Below are 19,166 nucleotides of genomic sequence, written 5' to 3'. Positions count from 1 at the left end.
TTTTTTTCGAGATCGGCCCCGCCGCAAGGCGGGGCCGTTTCTCGTTTTGGGACAGGGATGACGCCGCGGCGGGCCTTTGCCGGCCTTGTGGTTACTGATAGGTTAAACCAGGCGATCGGGAAGGAATTGGCGCGTGTCCAACCTCGACAACGGGTTATCGGGTTCGGGGATTTCGGGTCCGGCGGGCGAGGCGCGGCCGACGCGGCTGCGCGAGGCGCTGCGCCGGGCGCGGATCGAGGCGGCCGACCGTACCGCCGTGGTGGTCGACCTGCGCGACGCCGAGGTCGCCCGGCTCGAAATCCTGAGCGAGGCGCTCGACCCGCTGTTCGACGAGATTCCGAGCAATGTCGAACTGTTCGACCGCGGTATCAGCCGCGGCGATACCCCGCGGCTGTGGATCGACGCCGTCGCCCATGTGGTGATGGGCCGCGACAAGCGGCTCTACCGCTTCGTCCAGGACACCCGTTTCGGCCGCCTCGTGCTCGCCGAATCCCACGAGGTCTCCACGATCGTCAGCGCGGTTACCGATTACGTCGCCCGCCGCATCATCGAGCGCGAGCACGCGCTGGTGACGCTGCCGGTGCCGGGCGCCGTGCCGCTGCCGGGCGAAGCGGCTCCGGCCGGCGCGGGTGCGGCAGGGGCGAGCGCCGCACCGGCCGCCGCGACCATGCCGGCGGCGAAGCGTGCCGAAGCGCTGCCCAAAGCGCGCACCTGGCTGGTGTTCGCCCTCGGCTTCATCGCCGGCGGCGCAGCGCTGTTCGCCCTGGCGCTGCTCGCCGCCTTGCGCTGGATCTGACCGGCGCGTTCCCCGGCGCGTCCGCGGCTGTCATCGCGCGTGTCGTGAGCGCGACCTCATTCGCCGTCGTCATCGCCGGAGTCCGCCATGTCGCCAATGGCGCGCGCGGCGTCGCCACGAGCCCGCGGCGTGGCGCTCACGCCGTGGCGCGCAGCACCTGACGCTTGATCTCGGCGAAGGTGCCGCTGCCGGTGATCGCCCGCGTCGTCATCTCGGCGCGCCAGCCCTGGGTGTCCCTGCTGATCGCGATCAGATTGTAGCCGGCGGCCGCGCGATGGCTGCCGGCGGCGATCGACGCCGAGGAGACGCCGACCACCGGGATCGGACGCGTCGGTCCTGCGGTGAAGAGCACGGTGTGGCGGTGATCATGGCCATGCAGCACGAGATCGACGCCGCGATGCCGCAGGATGCCGGCGAGCCGATCGGCATCGATCAGCCGGGCGTAGCGCCGCTTGCTGTCCAGCGGATGATGGACCAGCAGCACGCGGAAGCTGTCGTCGTCGAGTTTCGCCAGCAGCGCGTCGAGCGCGGCGAGCTGGCTCTCGCCGATCAGGCCGGTGGCCATCAGCGGCGCGGTCGGCACCGCGGTGGACAGTCCGATCAGCGCCACCGGGCCGCGGCGGCGTAGGAACGGGAAGCGGCCGGCGTGGCTCGCCGTGGCACTTCCGCTGTGGCTTGCCGCGGGACTGCCAGCCGGGCCCGGCGCGTCGCCCTGCATGAAGTCGCCCCAGGCGCGGTCGACATGGACGAGGGCGCTCGCGACATAGGCGTCGTGATTGCCCGGCACCATGGTGACGTCTTCCGGGGCGCCGATGCTGCGCAGCCAGGCGGCGGCGCCGGTGATTTCCTCGGGCAGGGCGATGTTGACGAGGTCGCCGGTGACCGCGACATGGTCGGGGCGCTGCGCCTTGACGTCCTTCACCAGCGCCTCGACGACATCGAGGCGATGGACGCGGTGGCGGTTGCGCCGCCAGTTCACATAGCCGAAGGCGCGTTTGCCCAGGAGGTGATGCAGCCGTGGCCGCGGCAGCGGCGACAGATGCGGGTCCGACAGGTGGGCGAGCACGAAAGGCTGCATCGCCGGGTTTTGACAAGGCGCAGGGCCTGATGCAAGGGCGGGTTCAGTTGGGGGGCAGCGGTCCTGCTGAACAAGAAATCGTCTTGGCCCGGCTTTTCCAGGCTTTTCCAGGCTTGTCCCGGCCATCCACGTCTTGTCTGCTGCTTCCCACTATAAGTCGGGATGCCCTTTCTGGAGTTTGCCACCGAATGCCGATCCCGCCCCGTCTGCGCACCCGCCTCGAGCCGCTGCTGCGGCACGTCTTTCATTTCTACTGGCGCTTCGCCCGGGGCATGACCCTTGGCGTCCGCGCCGTGGTGGTCAACGAGCGCGACGAGGTGTTCCTGGTCGAGCACAGCTACGTCGCCGGCTGGCACCTGCCGGGCGGCGGGGTCGAGGTCGGCGAGACCGCGCTCGAGGCGCTGGAGCGGGAGTTGCGCGAGGAGGGCCGGATCGAGCTCGCCGGCCCGCCGCGGCTCCATGGCCTGTTCTTCAACGCCCATGTCTCGCGCCGCGACCATGTCGCGGTCTATGTGGTGCGCGACTTCCGCCAGGACCGCCTGCCGGCGCCGAACCACGAGATCATCGCCTGCGGTTTCTTTCCCCTCTCGGCGCTGCCGGCGGGCACCAGCCGCGGCACCCGCCGCCGCCTCGCCGAGGTGCTGGAAAACGCCACGCCCTCGGCCGACTGGGGCGGCGCCGGCCCCGGTTAGGGATCGTTAGGCAGCGCCGGCCTATGATCGCCGCCGGCCGGCATCCCGCCGGCAGGTCGCGGCCTTGACGGCGCGACGGGCGGCTTCGATCAGGGATCGTCATGCAGGCTGCGGATGCGAGACGCCTGAGCGGGGCGGATGGCGACCTCGCCCACGGCACGGCGGCGACGGCCAGGGCCGCCGCCGGCATGACCATCGCCGGCATGGCGGAGGCGCTGGAACAGTTCGCCCGCGAGGAGCGGCCGCAGGCGCTGCCTGCGCCGCTGCGCGTCGCCGTGCTCGTGCCCTGCTACAATGAAGAGATGGCGGTGGGCCAGGTGGTGGCCGATTTCCGCCGCGCGCTGCCCGGCGCAAAGGTTCACGTCTACGACAACAATTCCAGCGACCGCACCGTGGCGGTCGCGGCCGAGGCCGGAGCCACCGTCGGCCGCGAGCGCCGCCAGGGCAAGGGCCACGTGGTGCGCCGCATGTTCGCCGACGTCGATGCCGACGTCTATGTGCTGGTCGACGGCGACGCCACCTATGACGCCCCGAGCGCGCCGGCGATGATCCGGACGCTGGTCGACAACCGGCTCGACATGGTGGTCGGCCTGCGCGTCGATCGGGTCGAGGCCGCCTACCGGGCGGGCCACCGCTTCGGCAACCGTCTGCTCACCGGGTTTCTGTCGGCGGTGTTCGGCCAGCAGTTTCGCGACATCCTCTCCGGCTACCGGGTGTTCTCGCGCCGCTTCGTCAAGTCCTTTCCGGTGCTCTCCGACGGCTTCGAGATCGAGACCGAACTCACCGTGCATGCGCTGGAGCTGGCGCTGCCGGTGGCCGAGGTCGACACGCCCTATCATGCCCGGCCCGCGGGCTCGCATTCCAAGCTCAACACCTGGCGCGACGGTTTCCGCATCCTCGGCACCATCGTCAAGCTCTACCGCTCGGAGAAGCCGCTGCGCTTCTTCAGCCTGATCGGCGCGATGCTGGCGCTCGCCGCCGTCGTCCTCGCGATCCCGCTCGCCATCACCTATCTCGAAGAAGGCATCGTGCCGCGGATGCCGACCGCGGTGCTCGCCACCGGGATGATGATCCTCGCCATGCTCTCGCTGAGCTCCGGCCTCGTGCTCGACACCGTGACCCGCGGCCGGCGCGAGATGAAGCTGCTCGCCTATCTCGCCCAGCCGGTGCCGGGCTCCCGTGGCGGCGGCTGATCCTTCTCGCCGCCTTCTCGCCGCCATGGACCCGGCGCGCCGCAGATGCTATGCGGCGCCCTAGTGCGGTGGATCTGACGCTCGTATCAGTATCACAGCGTACCCATCATACGAGCGTCAGATCCAAAACCGCACTAAAATCATAATCATGCTAGTGTCCTGTCTCCGAATTACCGCTTCATTTGCCTCACCCTCGCACGGTCATTCGGAGACATAAGGACACTAGCAAAATCAAAGCGCTAGTGTGGCTTATGTCTCGCAATTGCCTACGAGAGACTGGCCGCAAAGGCGGTAGGCAATTGCGAGACGCCACACTAGTGTCCCTTTGTTTCCAACGTTCGTATGAGCGACTGCTGCAATGGAATACGAACGTTGGAAACGGGACACTAGAGAGACCATGACCGCACTGTCCCTGACCATCCTGCCGGAAACCCCGAACGACGCCCAGGCGATCGAGCGGCTGCACGAGCGCACCTTCGGCCCCGGCCGATTCGTGCTGAGCGCCTACCGGCTGCGCGAGGACATCGGCCACGACCTCGACCTGTCCTTCATCGCGCGCATCGGCACGCTGCTGGTCGGCTCGGTGCGGCAGCTGCCGATCTGCGTCGGCGATACCCCGGCGCTGATGCTCGGCCCGCTCACCGTCGAGCCGCCGTTCCGCAGCCACGGTGTCGGCCGCGCGCTGCTCGAGCGGGCGCTCGCCGACGCGCGTCGCGCCGGCCATCGTCTCGTGCTGCTGGTCGGCGACGAGGCCTATTACAGCCGCGTCGGCTTCAAGCCGGTCCCCAGGGGCCGCGCCACCATGCCGGGCCCGGTGGATTTGAAGCGCCTGCTCGTCAACGAACTGGTCGAGGGCGCCTTCGAGGGCGTCGGCGGCGCGATCCGTCCCGACTGGGCCGCCGCCGCGCGCATGGCGAAGGCGGAAGGCTAGTCCGCCACGCGGACGGTCGCCGGGCTTGCGGCAAGTCGGATATTGTCGGTGTCGCTCGTAACGCCATGATCATCGTATGGCAGGCGGCTACGTATATATTCTGACCAACAAGCCCAATGGCATCCTGTATGTCGGGGTGACCAACGATCTCGTTCGCCGTATCTTCGAACACAGATCGAAATCGGTGGCCGGCTTCACCAAACGCTACGGACTGGATCGGTTGGTTCACTTCGAGCAGTTTGGCGACATCCGCAACGCGATTCAGCGCGAGCATAACGTGAAGCACTGGTCGCGCGCCTGGAAGGTCCGGCTGATCGTCGCGAACAATCCCGCGTGGGATGATCTATATCCAACGATCACCTGAAGGCGGCGCGTCGCGATTTGGCTGGGTGCGATGACGCCGCCCAAACGGTGCCACACTCACAATCGTCATGCCCGGCCTTGTGCCGGGCATCCACGACTTAACGGCGCTTCAGCACGAAAGACGTGGATGGCCGGGACAAGCCCGGCCATGACGAAGAAACTGCAGCGGCAGCCCGCGTGGATGGCATAGCAACCAGGCCCGGCCGGGTTGCGTCCACTGATGAGTGCCGCAAGTCGGACACATCCGACCTGCGACGAGAAAACGGCGGGCGCAGCGGTCCGGGCAGCCGTGCGATGAAGTCGGCACAAGCGGCGATCCACTCACAATCGTCATGCCCGCGCTTGCCCGCCTTCGCTAAGAAGCTTCGGCGCGCCCAGCCATTGCGCCGGGTCGAAGCCGAAGGCGAAGACCGGTCGCGGGCATCCACGACTTAACGGCGCTTCAGCACGAAAGACGTGGATGGCCGGGACAAGCCCGGCCATGACGAATCCGACTTGCGGGCGACAATTCCGGCCATGACGAATGGGGCGGTGAGGGGCGCTCCCTCACCACTTCGTGTTGACGAACATCCGCACGTTCAGCCCCGGCATCAGCACTTCGTCCTTGGTGTAGGACACGCTCTCGCGGATCGACTGGTTGAGCAGATTGTCGCCGACAAAGCCTACGGTGTATTCCGACAGGCCGAAGCCGGAATGCGGAATCTTCTGGGTGTAGCTGAGTTCGGCGCGCAGGCGATTGTAGCCGGGCGTCGTCGTCTCCTCCGGCGCGACATCGTTCTGCGCCCAGGCGTGCAGCAGGTTGAGCTTGGCGAGCCAGCTCGCATCGCGCCAGTAGACGCCGCCGCCGAGCCGCTGCGGCGGAATCCGCGGCACGTTGGTGCCGTCGGTGAAGGTGGCGCGGACGATGTCGTATTGCCCCTCGACGCCGAACAACCCGCTGCCCAGCGCGGCGACATCGTACTGGAACTGGATCTCGCCGCCGCGGAAGGTGGCGTCGCGCTGCGAATAGACCGCCTGCCGCGTCGCGTTGGCCGGATCGCCGTTGCCGCAGGAATTGAAGTCCTCGCCGCACATCAGCCCGGTGAGGCGGCGATAGATGAAGCCGTTGAAGCGGGTGTAGTAGGCGGTGGCCTCGAAGCGGAACGGCCCGACGGCGCGACGCAATCCGGCCTCGACCGACTTGGCGGCCTCGATCGTCAGGTTGGGATTGCCGATGTCGAAGGTCGCGGTGGCATCGTGGGCGCCGCGCGAGAACAGTTCGGCGGGTTTCGGCGCGCGCTCGGTATATTGCGCGGTGACGCTGGCGACGAGATCGTGGGAGAGGTTCTGGATCACGCCGAAGCTCGCGCTCATCGGCGTGTAGTCGAGGTGGTGCAGCACGTTGGGCCGGTCGAGACCATCGGGGATGTAGTCGGCCGGGAAGCCCGGCACCGTGCCGGTCAGGCTGACATGCTCGATGCGGCCGGCGAGCTGGGCCCGGGTGACCTCGCTGAACTTGAACTCGTTGAAGGCGTAGCCGGCGACGCGGGTGTTGTGGTTCGGGTCCCACAGGCCGTTGAACTGCGAGTTCGGATTGTCGGGGCTCGGCGCGGTCAGCTCCTGATGTCCCGCCTGCAGCCCGAGCGCGGTGGTCATGCTGGCGAAGCGCAGGTTGAAGGGCGCGAGCTGCACCTCGACGCGGCCTTCCTGTTCCTTGTTGGTGAAGGTCTGGCGCACGCCGTCGGTTGCGAGGTTGGCGGGGTCGGCGAGGCCGATCTCGTTGTGGCGATAATCGGTGGCGCCCACCCAGAAGCGCACCGCGTCGATCATCGCCGCGTCCGGGCGGTATTCGCCCTTCGACACCACCTTGGTCTGATGGGCGTCGATCCGCGTGTGGTTGTTGACGCCGTCGATGCTCGGGATGTGATAGAGGTTGTCGTTCTGGATGACCGCGATGCCGGCATAGCCGCCGTCGAAGAAATAGGAGCCGCCGATCGAGCCGCCGTCCGAGCGGGTCGACGAATTGGTCTGGCGGCCGAAGAACGGCCGGCCCGGCGTGAAGCGGTAAGGATACGCCGGCACGGCATAATCGTCGGTGCCGCGCATGAAGCCGTCGGCGTGGAAGGCGATGTTGTTGCCGCCGGCGTCGAGCAGGACGCCGGTCTCCCTGCCGCTGTCGACGCTGGAGACCGCGCTGCGCGTCTCCACACGCACGCAGGGCGCCGCCGCCAGCGGCGTGGTGATATCGCCCATGCCGAAGGTGCGGACCGGCGTGGCGCAGGGCATGCTGTCCGGAACGCGGTTGTTGCTGGCGGCGACCACGCCGCCGATCGATTGCGAGCCGTAGCGCAGCGTCGCCGGCCCGCGGATCACCTCGACCTGATTGGTGGTCAGCGGATCGATCGGCACGAAATGGTCTTCGCCAAGATCCGAGGCGCCGCCGCTGCCGATGCCGTTTTCGGTGATGCCGACGCGGTTGACGTCGAGGCCGCGGATGATCGGCCGGCTGGCGCCGCCCGGGGCGAAGGACGAGGCGGTGATGCCCGGCTTGTTGAGCAGCAGGTCGCCCAGGGTCGTGGCGCCGCTGCGGCGGATTTCCTCGTTGGGGACCACGGTGACGGTGGCGAACTGGTCGGTGACGATCGGCAATGTGCCGGGTAGCGCCGGCGGCGGCGCCGGCTGGTTCGTCGTCTGCTGTGTCGGCTGCCGGCGCTGCGGCGCAGGGCGGGCCGGGCCGGTGCCGGCGCCAGCGACCTGGCGCGGCGCGCGGCGCACGATCGGGCTCGGCGAATTGACCACGATCTCCGGCAGCGCGGTGGTGCCGGCCGGCGCCGCGGGAGCGGCGGCGGGCTTGGCCTCGTCCTGGCTCTGCGCCTGGTTTTGGGATTGCTGCGCCGCGGCGCCAACGATGGTGAACGAGAGAAGCGCAGCGCTGCCGAGGAGCGCGCGCGAGAAACGGGACTGCATGAATGTGAACCTGATTGCCTGGGACGACGGCGCCGGATGGCGCCGCCTGGATCGCGCGAGCGAAGCGTCAGACGATCAGGAGGGGCGGGGCACGGGAGCGGAACGGTGCATCGATTGTTGCCGCCATCGCGACGGTGCGGCGCCAGGGCTGCTCCGGCGCGACCACAGGCGAAGGCAAAGTGAGCGGCGGCGGCGCCGCCGCGAGCGCGGTTGCCGCCAGCGCCATGGTGGCGCAGATGGCGCAGCCGTCGGGCCCGAGGCCGTCGCCGTCGTCACGACCGGGGCCGGGCAGGTGGGACGATGAGGCCGCGATCAGCCGGCCGGCGTATGAACCATCGTCGTGAAGGCCGAAATGGCCGTGGCCGAAGGCAAGGACGGTCTGCAAGGCGAGCGCGATCAGCGCCAGCCATGCCCCCGCTCCAGTCCTCGGCCTGATCCAGCCCACCCGCTGCCCCGCTTGCGCAACTATCCCCGCGCCGGGTCGGCCAGTGGCCGATCCCCAGCGTCTTGATGTTATACTATAACATCATGGTGCCGTAGCACTGTCAATTGGCGCCACGGCAACAGTGTGAAGAATAACACCGGAAGGGGGCGGTCGGGAGGAGCGGCGTCTTCATTTCCGCCGGCTTGCCCGCGCGACACTTTTCAGCGGCGTCACCGCCCCTCGCGGACCCAGGTGGCGGCGAGCGCGCCGATCAGCAGCAAGAGGCCGATCAGGCCGGCGAACATCGGCAACACGCCGATGCCGCGCGCCACGCTGGCGTCGCGCATGCGCACGCCGAGCCAGCCGTCGCCGCGGAAGCCGGAGGCGGCGCGCACCGGCACGATGCGCGGCAGATCGATGCTCGAACCGTCGGACACCCGCCGGGTGTCGCCGCCGCTCGCCTGCGTCAGTGGTTTCAACGTTTCGGTGGTCGAGGTGACCTCGGCGAATTCCTTCGGGTTGACCGGGCCGACATTGATCAGCGCTTTCAGCGTGCCGTCGCTCGCCTGCCACAGGCCGAGTTCGTCGGCCGGCAGCGTCGCCCGCCACTGGCCGGGCTCGGCCGCGGTCAGCGTCAGGGTGCGGTTCGCGCCGGAGGGCGAGGTGACCGTGACCGGCGGCACGCTGTCGGCCATGGTCTGGCGCAGGATCGCGAGTTCCTTGCCCTGGACCTGCAGGCGCAGCGCCTCCTCGTCGAGGTCGGGCTGCTTCATCAGCCAGTGCGCCGTGCGGCGCAGCAGATCGAGATAGGGGCCGCCGCCCTCGTAGCCGCGCGCCCATAGCCAGATATGGTCGGATAGGATCAGCGCGACCCGGCCTTCGCCCTGGCGGGACAACAGCAGCAGCGGCTTCTTGTCGGCGCCTTCCATCAGCGCCGGCGAGGTGGCGTTGCGGGTGTCGACGAGGCGGAAGAAGCGGCTCCAGTGCGGCGGCTCGCTCGCCGCGCCTTCGAGGCCGCGGGTCACCGGATGGCGCTTGCCGACGCCGGACACGCGTGCGGTGAAGGCCTCTTCGGTGACGCCGACCGGTTCGGCCGGCAGCACGGCGTCGAGCGGCGTGCGCCAGATGCTGGTGGTCGAGGCGTAATCGGGGCCGGCCGAGATCAGCACCGCGCCGCCGTTCTTCACATAATGCGCGATGTTGTCGAAATAGGAGATCGGCAGCACGCCCTGGCGGGCATAGCGGTCGAAGATGATCAGCTGGAATTCGTTGATCTTCTGCTGGAACAGTTCGCGGGTCGGGAAGGCGATCAGCGACAGTTCGTTGATCGGCGTGCCGTCCTGCTTCTCCGGCGGACGCAGGATGGTGAAGTGCACGAGGTCGACGCTGGGGTCGGACTTGAGCAGGTTGCGCCAGGTGCGCTCGCCGGAATGCGGCTCGCCCGACACCAGCAGCACCCGCAGCTTGTCGCGCACGCCGTCGATGGAGACCACGGCGCGGTTGTTGACCGGCGTCAATTCGCCGTCGAGCGGCGAAGCCTCGATCTCGACGAGGTTCGGCCCGGCATGGGGGATGTCGACGGTGACGTCGACGCTCTGGCCGCTGCCGACCATGCGTTCGCTCAGGACCTCGCCGTCGCGGCGGAGGGTGACCCTGGCCTGCTGGCCGGTGACGCCCTGGTCGTCGAGCCGGTAGGTGATGGTCTGCGGCTTGCCGACGATGCCGAAGCGCGGCGCGGCGACGATGGCAATACGGCGGTCGCGCTCGTTGCTCTTGCCGGTGATCAGCGCATGCACCGGCGCGTGGAAGCCGAGGCCGGCGGCATTCGCCGGAATGTCGTGGACACGGCCGTCGGTGATCAGGAAGGCGCCGGCGATCCGGTCCGGCGGCACGTCCGACAGCGCCGAGGCCAGCGCGCCGAACAGTCTGGTGCCGTCGGTCTCGCCGTCGGCCTGGCCGGCCTCGACGGTGCGGACCTCGAGGCCCTTGATGGCCTTGAGGCGCTCGAGCAGCGCGTCGCGCGCCCGCGCGGTCTCGCCGGTGCGGTCGCCGAAATTCTGGCTCGGGCTCTTGTCGACGATCACCGCCGCCACCGACGACAGCGGCTCGCGCTCCTCGCGGGTGAAGGAAGGATTGGCGAGCGCCAGCAGGATCAGTGCCAGCGCCGCGACCCGGACCGCCGCCTTGGCGCCGCGGGAAAGCATCAGCGCCACGGCGACGACGACGATGGCGGCGAGCGCGATCCACAGCACCTGCGTCGGAACGAGCGGAGCGAAGGCGATGCCGTACTGCATGCGTTACTGCCCCAGCCGTTCGATGATCTGCGGCGCGTGCACCTGGTCGGCCTTGTAGTTGCCGGTCAGGGTGTACATCACGATGTTGACGCCGGCGCGGAAGGCGAATTCGCGCTGGCGCGGCTCGCCCGGCGACGTCGGCAGCATCGGCTGGCCGTCGCTGCGCATCGCCCAGGCGCCGGCGAGATCGTTGGAGGTGATGATGATCGGCGATACGCCGTCGCCGCCGCGCGCCGGCCGCGCCTCGGCCTCCTCGTCGTTCTCGCGCGGCAGGGCCTCGACCCAGGTCTGGCCGTTGGTGAAGCGGCCGGGGAAGTCGTGCAGCAGGTAGAAGGTCTTGGTCAGCACGTGGTCGCGCGGCACCGGTTCGAGTTCCGGCACGTCGAGCGAGGAGAGAATGTCGCGCAGCGACTGCATGCCGGGCGTCTGCGATTCCGCGCCGGGCGAGGCGTCCATGGCGTCGCGGGTGTCGAACAGCACGGTGCCGCCGTTCTTCATGTAGGCGTCGATCCTGTCGAGGGCCTGCTGCGAGGGTTTCGGCGCCCCCGGCAGCACCGGCCAGTAGATCAGCGGATAGAAGGCGAGCTCGTCGCGCGACGGATCGATGCCGACCGGATCGCCGGCCTCGAGCGCGGTGCGCTGGGCGAGGAACAGCGTCAGCCCCGACAGGCCGGACTTGACGATGTCGTCGACGTCGGCATTGCCGGTGACGACATAGGCGAGCCTCGTCTGCGACACCGCGCGGATCGCCGCTTCGTCGTCGCTCTTGCTGCTTGCCGCTTTGCTGCCGTTGGGAGCGGGCGCGGGCGCCGTGATCGTGCGATCCGGCGGGCTCTGGGCGCGGGCCGGCCCTGACGGCACGAGGCCGGCGGCAACGCCGCTCGCCAGTCCGATCGCGATCAGCACCGCAGTCGTCGTCGCGGCGCGCCGGCGCAGCAGCGCGGCGAGGCCGCCGCCGAGCAGGGCGACGATCACCGCGTCGATCAGGAACAATGCCAGCGCGGTCGACAGCAGCAGGCCGCGCAGGTCGCGCGGTTCGGCGCTGGCATAGCTCGCGCGCCGCGCCTTGAGCGCCGAGGTATCGAGCGCGGCAACGCGATCGGCGGCGGCGAGGGTGTTGAGCGCCACCGGCCCGTCGGGCGGGCCGTAGAAGCCGGGCGGATGCTCGGCGCTGGCGCGGTCGCTGAAGTCGGCCGGGATCGGCCGCGCCGTCGAGGGCGGCGGCACGAACACGCCGAAGCCGTCGAGCACGCGGCTCGGCGCCACGGTATCCCTGGCCTCGGTGGCGGCGACGCCGGCGCCGGGCTTGGCGGTGTAGCCGGCCATGTCGACGAGACGGCGCAGCATCTCGACGAAGCTGCCCGACATCGGCAGGTCCGACCAGCGCGCATCGGCGCTGACGTGGAACAGCGCCAGCACGCCGCGGCCGCGACGATCGCCGGTGACGAGCGGCGTGCCATCGGCGAGCGAGGCCCAGCTCCGCGTCGCCAGCGACGGATCGGGCTCGGCCAGCACCTGTCGGTTGACGGTGACGTCGGACGGCACGGCGAGCCCGGCGAATGGTCCATCGGCGGCGAAGGCGGCGAGATGCTGCGGTTTCTCCCAGGTCAGGCTGCCCCCCAGGCTGCGGCCGCCGCGGCGCAACTTGACCGGCACCAGATCGTCGTCGCCGGCGGCCATGCGGGGGCCCGCAAACCGCACCAAGACGCCGCCCTGTTCGATGAAGGCGTCGAGCCGCTCGTGCACTTCCGGCGACAGCGCGCCGATGTCGGCGAGCACGATCATCGGCAGCTTCTGGTCGAGGAACTGGGCGATCGCCTGGGCGGGCGCGACGCGGCCGCCGAGCCGAACATCGGCGAACGGAGCGAGCGCCCGCGCGAGATAGAAGGTCGAGGCCAGCAGCGGCTGCGCGGTGTCGCTGGTGGCGCCGGAGACGATGCCGATGGCGCGGCGGCGCCAGCGCTTGTCGAGCAGCTGCACCGCGCCGGCCGAGCGCTCGCCGGCGATCTCCAGCCTTGCGATGTCGTTGCGCAATTCGACCGGCAGATCGAACGACGCTTCCGTCTCGGTCTCGTTGCCGATGAACTGATAACGGCTCTCGCCGAGCGGCGCGCCTTTCTGGTCGAGGGCGCGAACGAGGCCGCCGTCGATGCCGCCGCCGGTCGCGCGCAGCACTTTCACCGTCATCTTGGCCGCGGCATTCTCGGCGGCGACCAGCGCATGGGTGGGGGGCGTGCCGCCATCGACGATGGTCAGCGGATGTCGATCGGTGAGCTTGCCGAGCGCGGTGACGAAGTCGGGGCCGCGGCCGCTGTCGACGCCGTCGGCGAGCCACGCCAGTTCGGCGTCGCTGGTGGCGCCGAGCAGGCGTTCGACCGCCGGCAGGGTATCGATGCGCTCCACCGCATAGGGCTTGGGCGCGAGCTGGCGCAGCGCGACGCGCGCGGTGCCGGCGGGCATCATCGACAGGTCGCGGGTCGGCTCCGACAGCGGCACCAGCGCCACCGCGCGGCGATCGGCCTCGGCATTGCTGATCAGTTCGTCGGCCGACTTCACCCGGGCATCCCAGCTCGCGGCGGCGCTCCAGCCGTCGTCGATCAGCAGCACCAGCGGCCCCTGGCTGCGCTGGCCGACGGTTTGCGGATTCCACACCGGTCCGGCGGCGGCGAGGATCACCAGCGCGGCGGCGAGCAGGCGCAGCGCGGTCAGCCACCACGGCGAGCGCGACGGCGTCTCCTCCCTGGGCGCGATGTCGAACAACAGGCGGGTCGGCGGGAAATCGATCCGTCGCGGTCGCGGCGGCATCAGCCGCAACAGCCACCACAGCACCGGCAGGCTGATCAGCCCCGCCAGCAGCAACGGTTCGGCGAACGAGAGGGGCAGGGCTCCGATCATGCGCCAGCCCCGATGCCGGTGGAGCGGCCCGCCCGGTTGACGGTCATGCTGGCGTGGAGGAACAGCAGAAGTTCGGCCGCCGAACGGCTGGTCGTGTGGGTCGAGAACATCCAGCCGCGGCGGCCGGCGGCGGCGCGGATCTGGTCGCGATGGAGCGCGAGGCGCGTGACATAGTCGCCGGCCCAGGTCTCGGCGCGGCCGGCAGTGATGGTGCTGCCGGCTTCCGGCTCGACGAATTCGACGCGGCCGGAATAGGGGAAGCTCTCTTCCGCCGGGTCGACCACCTGCAGCAACAGGCCATGGGCGCCGGAGGCGGACAGGCCGGCGAGCATCGCCTCGATCTCGCCGATCGGCGACCAGAAATCGCCGATCACGACGATCTCGGCGAGCGGCGAGGGCACGAAGGCGGGCGGCAGGCTGGGGCGCACGGCGGTATCGTGCAGCATGGCCTGGGCCAGCTTGTCGATGATGTTGCGGCTCGAGCTCGGCGGTATCAGCCCGGGCACGCCGATCCGCTCGCCGCCGGCGACCAGGAGTTCGGCGAGGGCGAAGGTGACGATCAGGGCGCGTTCCAGCTTGCTGTCGCGCATGCCCCTGGAGGCGAAGGCCATGGATGCAGAACGGTCTGGCCACAACCATATGGTGTGCGCGGCCTCCCATTCCTGCTCGCGGACATAGAGATGGTCGTCGCGCGCCGAACGGCGCCAGTCGACATTCTGCGCCGGCTCGCCCGAGGCGAAGCGGCGGTATTGCCAGAAGCTCTCGCCCGAGCCGGCGCGGCGGCGGCCGTGCAATCCGTGGATGACATTGGCCGCGATGCGGCGCGCTTCCAGCACCAGGCGCGGTAGCGAGGCCGCGAGCGTCCGGCTCTCGCCGTCGGCGCGGCGGAGCGCGAGCTGTTCCGGTGTGGCGCGTTCCGCAGGCGCCGCCATCAGCCGATCTTCGCCTTGAGCTGGCGAATGATGCCGGGCACGGTCTGGCCCTCGGCACGGGCGGCGAAGGTCAAGGCCATGCGGTGCTTGAGCACAGGCTCGGCGAGATCGATGACATCGTCGACCGACGGCGCGAGGCGGCCGTCGAGCAGGGCGCGGGCACGCACCGCGAGCATCAGCGCCTGGCTGGCCCGTGGTCCCGGGCCCCAGGCGATCAGACTGCCCAGCGCTCCGGCATCCGGCCCCGGCCGCGCCGAGCGCACCAGCGACAGGATCGCCTCGACCACCGAATCGCCGACCGGCAGGCGCCGCACCAGGCGCTGGGCGGTGATCAGGGTGTCGGGCGTCATCGCCGCCTTGGCGTGGGATTCCTCGGCGCCGGTGGTCTCGAACAGGATGCGGCGCTCGGCGTCGCGATCGGGATAGTCGACGTCGATCTCCATCAGGAAACGGTCGAGCTGGGCTTCCGGCAGCGGGTAGGTGCCTTCCTGTTCCAGCGGGTTCTGGGTCGCCAGCACGTGGAACGGTTTCGGCAGATCGTGGCGGGCACCGGCCACGGTGACATGCTGTTCCTGCATCGCCTGCAGCAGCGCCGACTGGGTTCGCGGGCTGGCGCGGTTGATCTCGTCGGCCATCAGCAGCTGGGCGAACACCGGACCGGCGATGAAGCGGAAGGAGCGCTTGCCGGCGGTGCTTTCGTCCAGCACTTCGGAGCCGAGGATGTCCGAGGGCATCAGGTCCGGAGTGAACTGGATGCGCTTGGCATCGAGGCCGAGGGTGACACCCAGTGTCTCCACCAGCTTGGTCTTGGCGAGGCCCGGCACGCCGATCAGCAGCGCGTGGCCGCCGGACAGGATCGTCACCAGGGTGTTCTCCACCACCTGGTCCTGGCCGAAGATGACGGTGGCGATCGCCTCCTTGGCGGCGCGAATCTGGCCGGCCACCTGTTCCGCCGAGCGGACAATCACGTCTTCCAGCTTCTCGACACTATCGCCAGCCATTCGCCTCTCCTGTGCCCCGCGCACGGCTGCAGGGGCCTCTACTTCCGCTTGTTATGTTGCCAAGGACGGCGGTGGGCGAGTCCGGTTCCATTGCATCCACTGCCGTCGGCCGGCCTTCGATCTGATCGGCGAGGCGGGCCGTTGTCCACCGGGCACTGATGACCCGGCGAAACTTCATGCTAGTGTCCCGTTTCCAACGTTCGTATTCCTTTGCACCAGGCGCTCATACGAACGTTGGAAACAAGGGGACACTAGACTTCAACAACCGCGATGTATTCCTCGATTTGACCTTTCCCCACCTTATCGGGCGTAAAGAGGGTCTGATCATCACGATGTGGAGACCGGACCGAAGCCTAACCGGACACGTTGTCCGCACCATTTCCCGCATCGATTCTCCGGTCCGGCGGGCCAACGCCGCGGCGTTAACCTCGTTGCATGAACCTTCTCGTTCGCAGCCGGAGCGTGCATCCAGACCGGCCGCATCCCGCCCGGCGGCACCGAAAGCGACTGCATCGAATGAGCATCAATCGTGCCACAGGATGCAGTGACAATCGGGCCGGTGACAGCGTCGAGGTAAAGAATGGCGAAGCAAGGGCAGAGCCCACAGGCGCTGGACGGGCTGGCGGCGGCGGCGCGCGAGGCCGCCGTCCGCGGGCTGCCGCCGGTGCATTTGTGGAATCCGCCGTTCTGCGGCGATCTCGATATCCGCATCGGTCGCGACGGAACATGGTTCTACCTCGGCACGCCGATCGGCCGGCCGGCGCTGGTCCGGCTCTTCTCCACCATTCTCAAGCGCGAGGGCGACCACTATTTCCTGGTCACGCCGGTGGAAAAGGTCGGCATCCGGGTCGACGATGCGCCGTTTACGGCGGTGGAGATGAGGATCGAGGGCGAAAGGCAGGAGCGGGTGCTCCATTTCCGGACCAATATGGACGACTGGGTGAGGTGCGACGCCGACCATCGGCTGCGCTTCGAGCCGGCCGCCGACGGCGGTCTCGTCCCTTACGTTCACGTGCGCAGCGGCCTCTGGGCGAAGGTGACCCGCGCGCTGTATTACGATGTGGTCGAACTGGGAGAGGAAGGAAGCGTGGCGGGCAGGGCGCAGTATGGCGTGTGGTCGGGTGGCGTCTTCTTCGCCATGGCCGACGCCGCTGCGGTGAGGGGCTGATTGTGGGCATTTCGTTTTCCAGCGCCTATTGCAGTTCTCGGCGATACCTCCTCGCCATCGTCATGGCCGGGCTTGTCCCGGCCATCCACGACTTTCTTGCTGCAGACGCCGTAAAGACGTGGATGCTCGGCATCGCAGACAAGTTTACGCAGTCTGCGCAAGGCAGACTGCTACGGCCGGGCATGACGAAAGAGAAGCGGCAGTCTGGACCTGCCCGCATCGCGGGGATGGCGACTTGAACGAGATGATCCGCAAGCCAGATCCCGCCGCTCTGAGCTCCGGCGAATTCTTCGCCCGCGCCACGGAGCGGCTCAATTTCGAGGTGCCCGCCGGTCTCACCGATCCCGCCGTCATTCCGGTGACCGGCGACGAGGGCACCGACCGCATGCTGTCGGCGGTCGCCCAGGAGCGGCCGATCCGGCCGGCGGCGGTGCTGATCGGCGTCGTCGCCCATGAAACCCCGACGGTGCTGCTGACCCAGCGCGCCGCACATCTCAACGACCATGCCGGCCAGATCTCGTTTCCGGGCGGCAAGATCGACGCCACCGACGCCTCCCCGCTCGACACCGCGCTGCGCGAGGCCGAGGAGGAGATCGGCCTGTCGCGCGGCTTCGTCGAGCCGCTCGGTTATCTCGATCTCTACGCCACCGGCTTCGGCTTCCGCATCCTGCCGACGGTGGCGCGGGTGCGGCCCGGCTTTTCGCTGAACGTCAACACCGGCGAGGTCGACGAGGCTTTCGAGGTGCCGCTCGCCTTTCTCATGGATCCCGGCAACCACCAGCGACACAGCAAGGAATGGCGCGGCCTGATGCGCTCCTACTACGCCATGCCTTTCGCCGATCGCTACATCTGGGGCGCCACCGCGGGCATCCTGCGGGTGCTCTACGAACGGATCATTGCTTCATGATCCGCGCGGTCCTGACCGAGGTCGGCGTCTTCCTCATTCCCTTCGCGGTCTATGCGCTGTTCCTGGTCGCGACCCGCAGCGGCGTCATCGATACCTCGTCGTGGCCGGCCGCGATGGTGGTGCGCCTGTCGGTGATCGCCGCCCTGCTGACTATCCTGAGCCTGGTGCTGCTGGCGAATTTCTCCGGTGCGCCGCCCACATCAACCTACACGCCGGCGCATATCGAGAACGGCCGGCTCGTGCCAGGGACTGAGAAATGACGACCCGACAACTCGACCATGTTGCCTGGCTGGAACAGAGCGGCGCTGCGCGCGTGCTCGCTCTGCTCGATGCCGATGGCGAGGAAGCACGGGTCGTCGGCGGCGCCGTGCGAAACCAGTTGCTCGGCCTGGCGGTCGCCGACGTCGACATCGCCACCACCGCGGTCCCGGTGGAAGTGATGCGCCGCGCCGCGGCGGCGGGCATCAAGGCGGTGCCCACCGGTGTCGATCACGGCACCGTCACGCTGGTGCTCGACGGCACGCCTTACGAGGTCACGACGCTGCGCCTCGATGTCGAGACCTTCGGCCGCAAGGCCAAGGTCGAATTCGGCCGCGACTGGGCGGGCGACGCCCATCGCCGCGACTTCACCGTCAACGGCCTGTCGCTCGACCGCCGTGGCGTGGTGCACGACCATGTCGGCGGCCTCGACGACATCGCCGCACGGCGGGTGCGCTTCATCGGCAACCCGGATGCGCGGATCGCCGAGGACTATCTGCGCATTCTGCGCTTCTTCCGCATCCACGCCGCCTATGGCCATGGCGCCCCCGAGAGCGCCGGCTATCTCGCCTGCGTTCGCGCACGCGACGGCCTCGCGGCGCTGTCCGCCGAGCGGCTGCGCCAGGAGATGCTCAAGCTCGTCGCCGCCCCGGGGGCGGTCGAGGCGGTGGTGGCGATGAATGACGGCGGGCTGCTGCAGCTGGTGATCGGCGGCGTAGCCTATCCCGGCCCGTTCGCCGTCATGATCGAGATCGAGCGCCAGCTCGGCCTGCGGCCCGATGCGGTGCTGCGCCTCGGTGCGCTCTGCGTCGCGGTGACGGAGGATGCGCGGCGTCTCGGCCAACGCCTGCGCCTGTCCAATGCCGAAGCCAAGCGGCTCGACACCATGGGTCATCGCTGGTGGCGGCTCACCGGCATGGACGACGCCACCGCGCGGCGCCGGCTCTATCGCCTCGGCGCCGCCGGTTATCGCGATCGCATCATGCTGGCCTGGGCGCGCTCCGGCCGCACGGTCTCGTCGCAGCGCTGGGTTGAACTCGCGACGCTGCCTGACCGCTGGACGCCGCCGAAATTCCCGATTCGGGCCGCCGACCTGATCGCCCGCGGCATCGACGAGGGGCCGGCGCTCGGCCATATCCTCACCCTGTGCGAGGACGCCTGGCTCGCCAGCGGCTTCATCGACGACCCGGCGGGGCTCGCCCGCATCGCCGACGAGACTGTGGCGCGCTTCCGCCGCGAGCACAGGTTGTAGGGCGGCGTCCATCACAATCGCGCGCCGTCCGGTGCT

Annotated in this window: 16 protein-coding genes; 9 read left to right on the top strand and 7 right to left on the bottom strand. The window is 69.1% G+C overall.

Annotated features, from left to right (window positions below):
• Positions 1-133 precede the first annotated feature (133 nt).
• Positions 134-796: a hypothetical protein gene (locus DB459_RS02080; RefSeq protein WP_253711281.1), complete on the top strand. Its 663-nt coding sequence runs from the start codon at positions 134-136 to the stop codon at positions 794-796.
• A gap of 136 nt (positions 797-932) precedes the next feature.
• On the opposite strand, the gene DB459_RS02075 is transcribed toward DB459_RS02080, so the two are convergent.
• Entirely contained in the window at positions 933-1,874 is a 942-nt protein-coding gene (locus DB459_RS02075; RefSeq protein WP_253711279.1) for a metallophosphoesterase, read from the bottom strand.
• Between the two features lie 188 nt (positions 1,875-2,062).
• On the opposite strand from DB459_RS02075, the gene DB459_RS02070 reads away from it, so the two are divergent.
• The 4 genes from DB459_RS02070 (at position 2,063) to DB459_RS02055 (ending at position 5,054) form a co-directional block, all read left to right on the top strand.
• Entirely contained in the window at positions 2,063-2,566 is a 504-nt protein-coding gene (locus DB459_RS02070) for an NUDIX domain-containing protein (RefSeq protein ID WP_253711278.1), read from the top strand.
• 203 nt (positions 2,567-2,769) lie between these two features.
• Positions 2,770-3,759: a glycosyltransferase family 2 protein gene (locus DB459_RS02065; protein WP_253713735.1), complete on the top strand. Its 990-nt coding sequence runs from the start codon at positions 2,770-2,772 to the stop codon at positions 3,757-3,759.
• Positions 3,760-4,156: 397 nt separating this feature from the next.
• Positions 4,157-4,690, top strand: coding sequence for a GNAT family N-acetyltransferase (locus DB459_RS02060; RefSeq protein ID WP_253711276.1), 534 nt, complete (start codon positions 4,157-4,159; stop codon positions 4,688-4,690).
• A 76-nt stretch (positions 4,691-4,766) separates the two neighbouring features.
• The gene (locus DB459_RS02055) at positions 4,767-5,054 is read left to right on the top strand and encodes a GIY-YIG nuclease family protein (RefSeq protein ID WP_253711275.1); all 288 of its coding nucleotides are present in this window, start codon (positions 4,767-4,769) and stop codon (positions 5,052-5,054) included.
• Between the two features lie 545 nt (positions 5,055-5,599).
• On the opposite strand, the gene DB459_RS02050 is transcribed toward DB459_RS02055, so the two are convergent.
• From DB459_RS02050 to DB459_RS02025, 6 genes are all read right to left on the bottom strand, one after another.
• On the bottom strand, positions 5,600-7,999 hold the full coding sequence (locus DB459_RS02050) for a TonB-dependent receptor (RefSeq protein ID WP_253711274.1): 2,400 nt from the start codon (positions 7,997-7,999) through the stop codon (positions 5,600-5,602).
• Positions 8,000-8,066: 67 nt separating this feature from the next.
• Positions 8,067-8,444: a DUF2946 family protein gene (locus tag DB459_RS02045; protein ID WP_253711272.1), complete on the bottom strand. Its 378-nt coding sequence runs from the start codon at positions 8,442-8,444 to the stop codon at positions 8,067-8,069.
• A 209-nt stretch (positions 8,445-8,653) separates the two neighbouring features.
• Positions 8,654-10,717, bottom strand: a complete 2,064-nt coding sequence (locus DB459_RS02040; protein WP_253711270.1) for a hypothetical protein — start codon at positions 10,715-10,717, stop codon at positions 8,654-8,656.
• 3 nt (positions 10,718-10,720) lie between these two features.
• Positions 10,721-13,612 (bottom strand): DUF4159 domain-containing protein, encoded by a 2,892-nt coding sequence (locus DB459_RS02035; RefSeq protein ID WP_253711269.1) that lies wholly within the window; start codon positions 13,610-13,612, stop codon positions 10,721-10,723.
• Positions 13,609-14,544, bottom strand: a complete 936-nt coding sequence (locus DB459_RS02030) for a DUF58 domain-containing protein (RefSeq protein ID WP_253711268.1) — start codon at positions 14,542-14,544, stop codon at positions 13,609-13,611. Before DB459_RS02030 ends, DB459_RS02035 begins: the two co-directional genes overlap by 4 nt.
• Positions 14,544-15,545, bottom strand: coding sequence for a MoxR family ATPase (locus DB459_RS02025; protein ID WP_253711266.1), 1,002 nt, complete (start codon positions 15,543-15,545; stop codon positions 14,544-14,546). Before DB459_RS02025 ends, DB459_RS02030 begins: the two co-directional genes overlap by 1 nt.
• Positions 15,546-16,125: 580 nt before the next feature.
• Here DB459_RS02025 and DB459_RS02020 point away from each other — a divergent pair.
• From DB459_RS02020 to DB459_RS02005, 4 genes are all read left to right on the top strand, one after another.
• The gene (locus tag DB459_RS02020; RefSeq protein ID WP_253711265.1) at positions 16,126-16,713 is read left to right on the top strand and encodes a DUF1285 domain-containing protein; all 588 of its coding nucleotides are present in this window, start codon (positions 16,126-16,128) and stop codon (positions 16,711-16,713) included.
• Positions 16,714-16,957: 244 nt separating this feature from the next.
• Positions 16,958-17,620, top strand: a complete 663-nt coding sequence (locus DB459_RS02015; RefSeq protein WP_371927021.1) for a CoA pyrophosphatase — start codon at positions 16,958-16,960, stop codon at positions 17,618-17,620.
• Positions 17,617-17,880 (top strand): DUF6111 family protein, encoded by a 264-nt coding sequence (locus DB459_RS02010; RefSeq protein ID WP_253711262.1) that lies wholly within the window; start codon positions 17,617-17,619, stop codon positions 17,878-17,880. Before DB459_RS02015 ends, DB459_RS02010 begins: the two co-directional genes overlap by 4 nt.
• Positions 17,877-19,130 carry a CCA tRNA nucleotidyltransferase gene (locus DB459_RS02005; RefSeq protein ID WP_253711261.1) on the top strand — a complete coding sequence of 418 codons (1,254 nt, stop codon included), beginning with the start codon at positions 17,877-17,879 and terminating at the stop codon, positions 19,128-19,130. Before DB459_RS02010 ends, DB459_RS02005 begins: the two co-directional genes overlap by 4 nt.
• Positions 19,131-19,166 lie beyond the last annotated feature (36 nt).

This window comes from Bradyrhizobium sp. WD16 (assembly GCF_024181725.1).
Lineage (GTDB): Bacteria > Pseudomonadota > Alphaproteobacteria > Rhizobiales > Xanthobacteraceae > Bradyrhizobium_A.
Note: the sequence above shows the minus strand (reverse complement) of the source record. Positions and strands in the feature narration are given on the sequence as shown.

Excerpts from the sequence above, each read along its gene's own strand:
- DB459_RS02060 (WP_253711276.1), top strand. The coding sequence starts at position 4,157 with ATGACCGCACTGTCCCTGACCATCCTGCCGGAAACCCCGAACGACGCC.
- DB459_RS02065 (WP_253713735.1), top strand. The coding sequence starts at position 2,770 with ATGGCGGAGGCGCTGGAACAGTTCGCCCGCGAGGAGCGGCCGCAGGCG.
- DB459_RS02055 (WP_253711275.1), top strand. The coding sequence starts at position 4,767 with ATGGCAGGCGGCTACGTATATATTCTGACCAACAAGCCCAATGGCATC.
- DB459_RS02050 (WP_253711274.1), bottom strand. The coding sequence starts at position 7,999 with ATGCAGTCCCGTTTCTCGCGCGCGCTCCTCGGCAGCGCTGCGCTTCTC.
- DB459_RS02030 (WP_253711268.1), bottom strand. The coding sequence starts at position 14,544 with ATGGCGGCGCCTGCGGAACGCGCCACACCGGAACAGCTCGCGCTCCGC.
- DB459_RS02075 (WP_253711279.1), bottom strand. The coding sequence starts at position 1,874 with ATGCAGCCTTTCGTGCTCGCCCACCTGTCGGACCCGCATCTGTCGCCG.
- DB459_RS02020 (WP_253711265.1), top strand. The coding sequence starts at position 16,126 with ATGGCGAAGCAAGGGCAGAGCCCACAGGCGCTGGACGGGCTGGCGGCG.
- DB459_RS02010 (WP_253711262.1), top strand. The coding sequence starts at position 17,617 with ATGATCCGCGCGGTCCTGACCGAGGTCGGCGTCTTCCTCATTCCCTTC.
- DB459_RS02015 (WP_371927021.1), top strand. The coding sequence starts at position 16,958 with ATGATCCGCAAGCCAGATCCCGCCGCTCTGAGCTCCGGCGAATTCTTC.
- DB459_RS02005 (WP_253711261.1), top strand. The coding sequence starts at position 17,877 with ATGACGACCCGACAACTCGACCATGTTGCCTGGCTGGAACAGAGCGGC.
- DB459_RS02040 (WP_253711270.1), bottom strand. The coding sequence starts at position 10,717 with ATGCAGTACGGCATCGCCTTCGCTCCGCTCGTTCCGACGCAGGTGCTG.
- DB459_RS02070 (WP_253711278.1), top strand. The coding sequence starts at position 2,063 with ATGCCGATCCCGCCCCGTCTGCGCACCCGCCTCGAGCCGCTGCTGCGG.
- DB459_RS02035 (WP_253711269.1), bottom strand. The coding sequence starts at position 13,612 with ATGATCGGAGCCCTGCCCCTCTCGTTCGCCGAACCGTTGCTGCTGGCG.
- DB459_RS02025 (WP_253711266.1), bottom strand. The coding sequence starts at position 15,545 with ATGGCTGGCGATAGTGTCGAGAAGCTGGAAGACGTGATTGTCCGCTCG.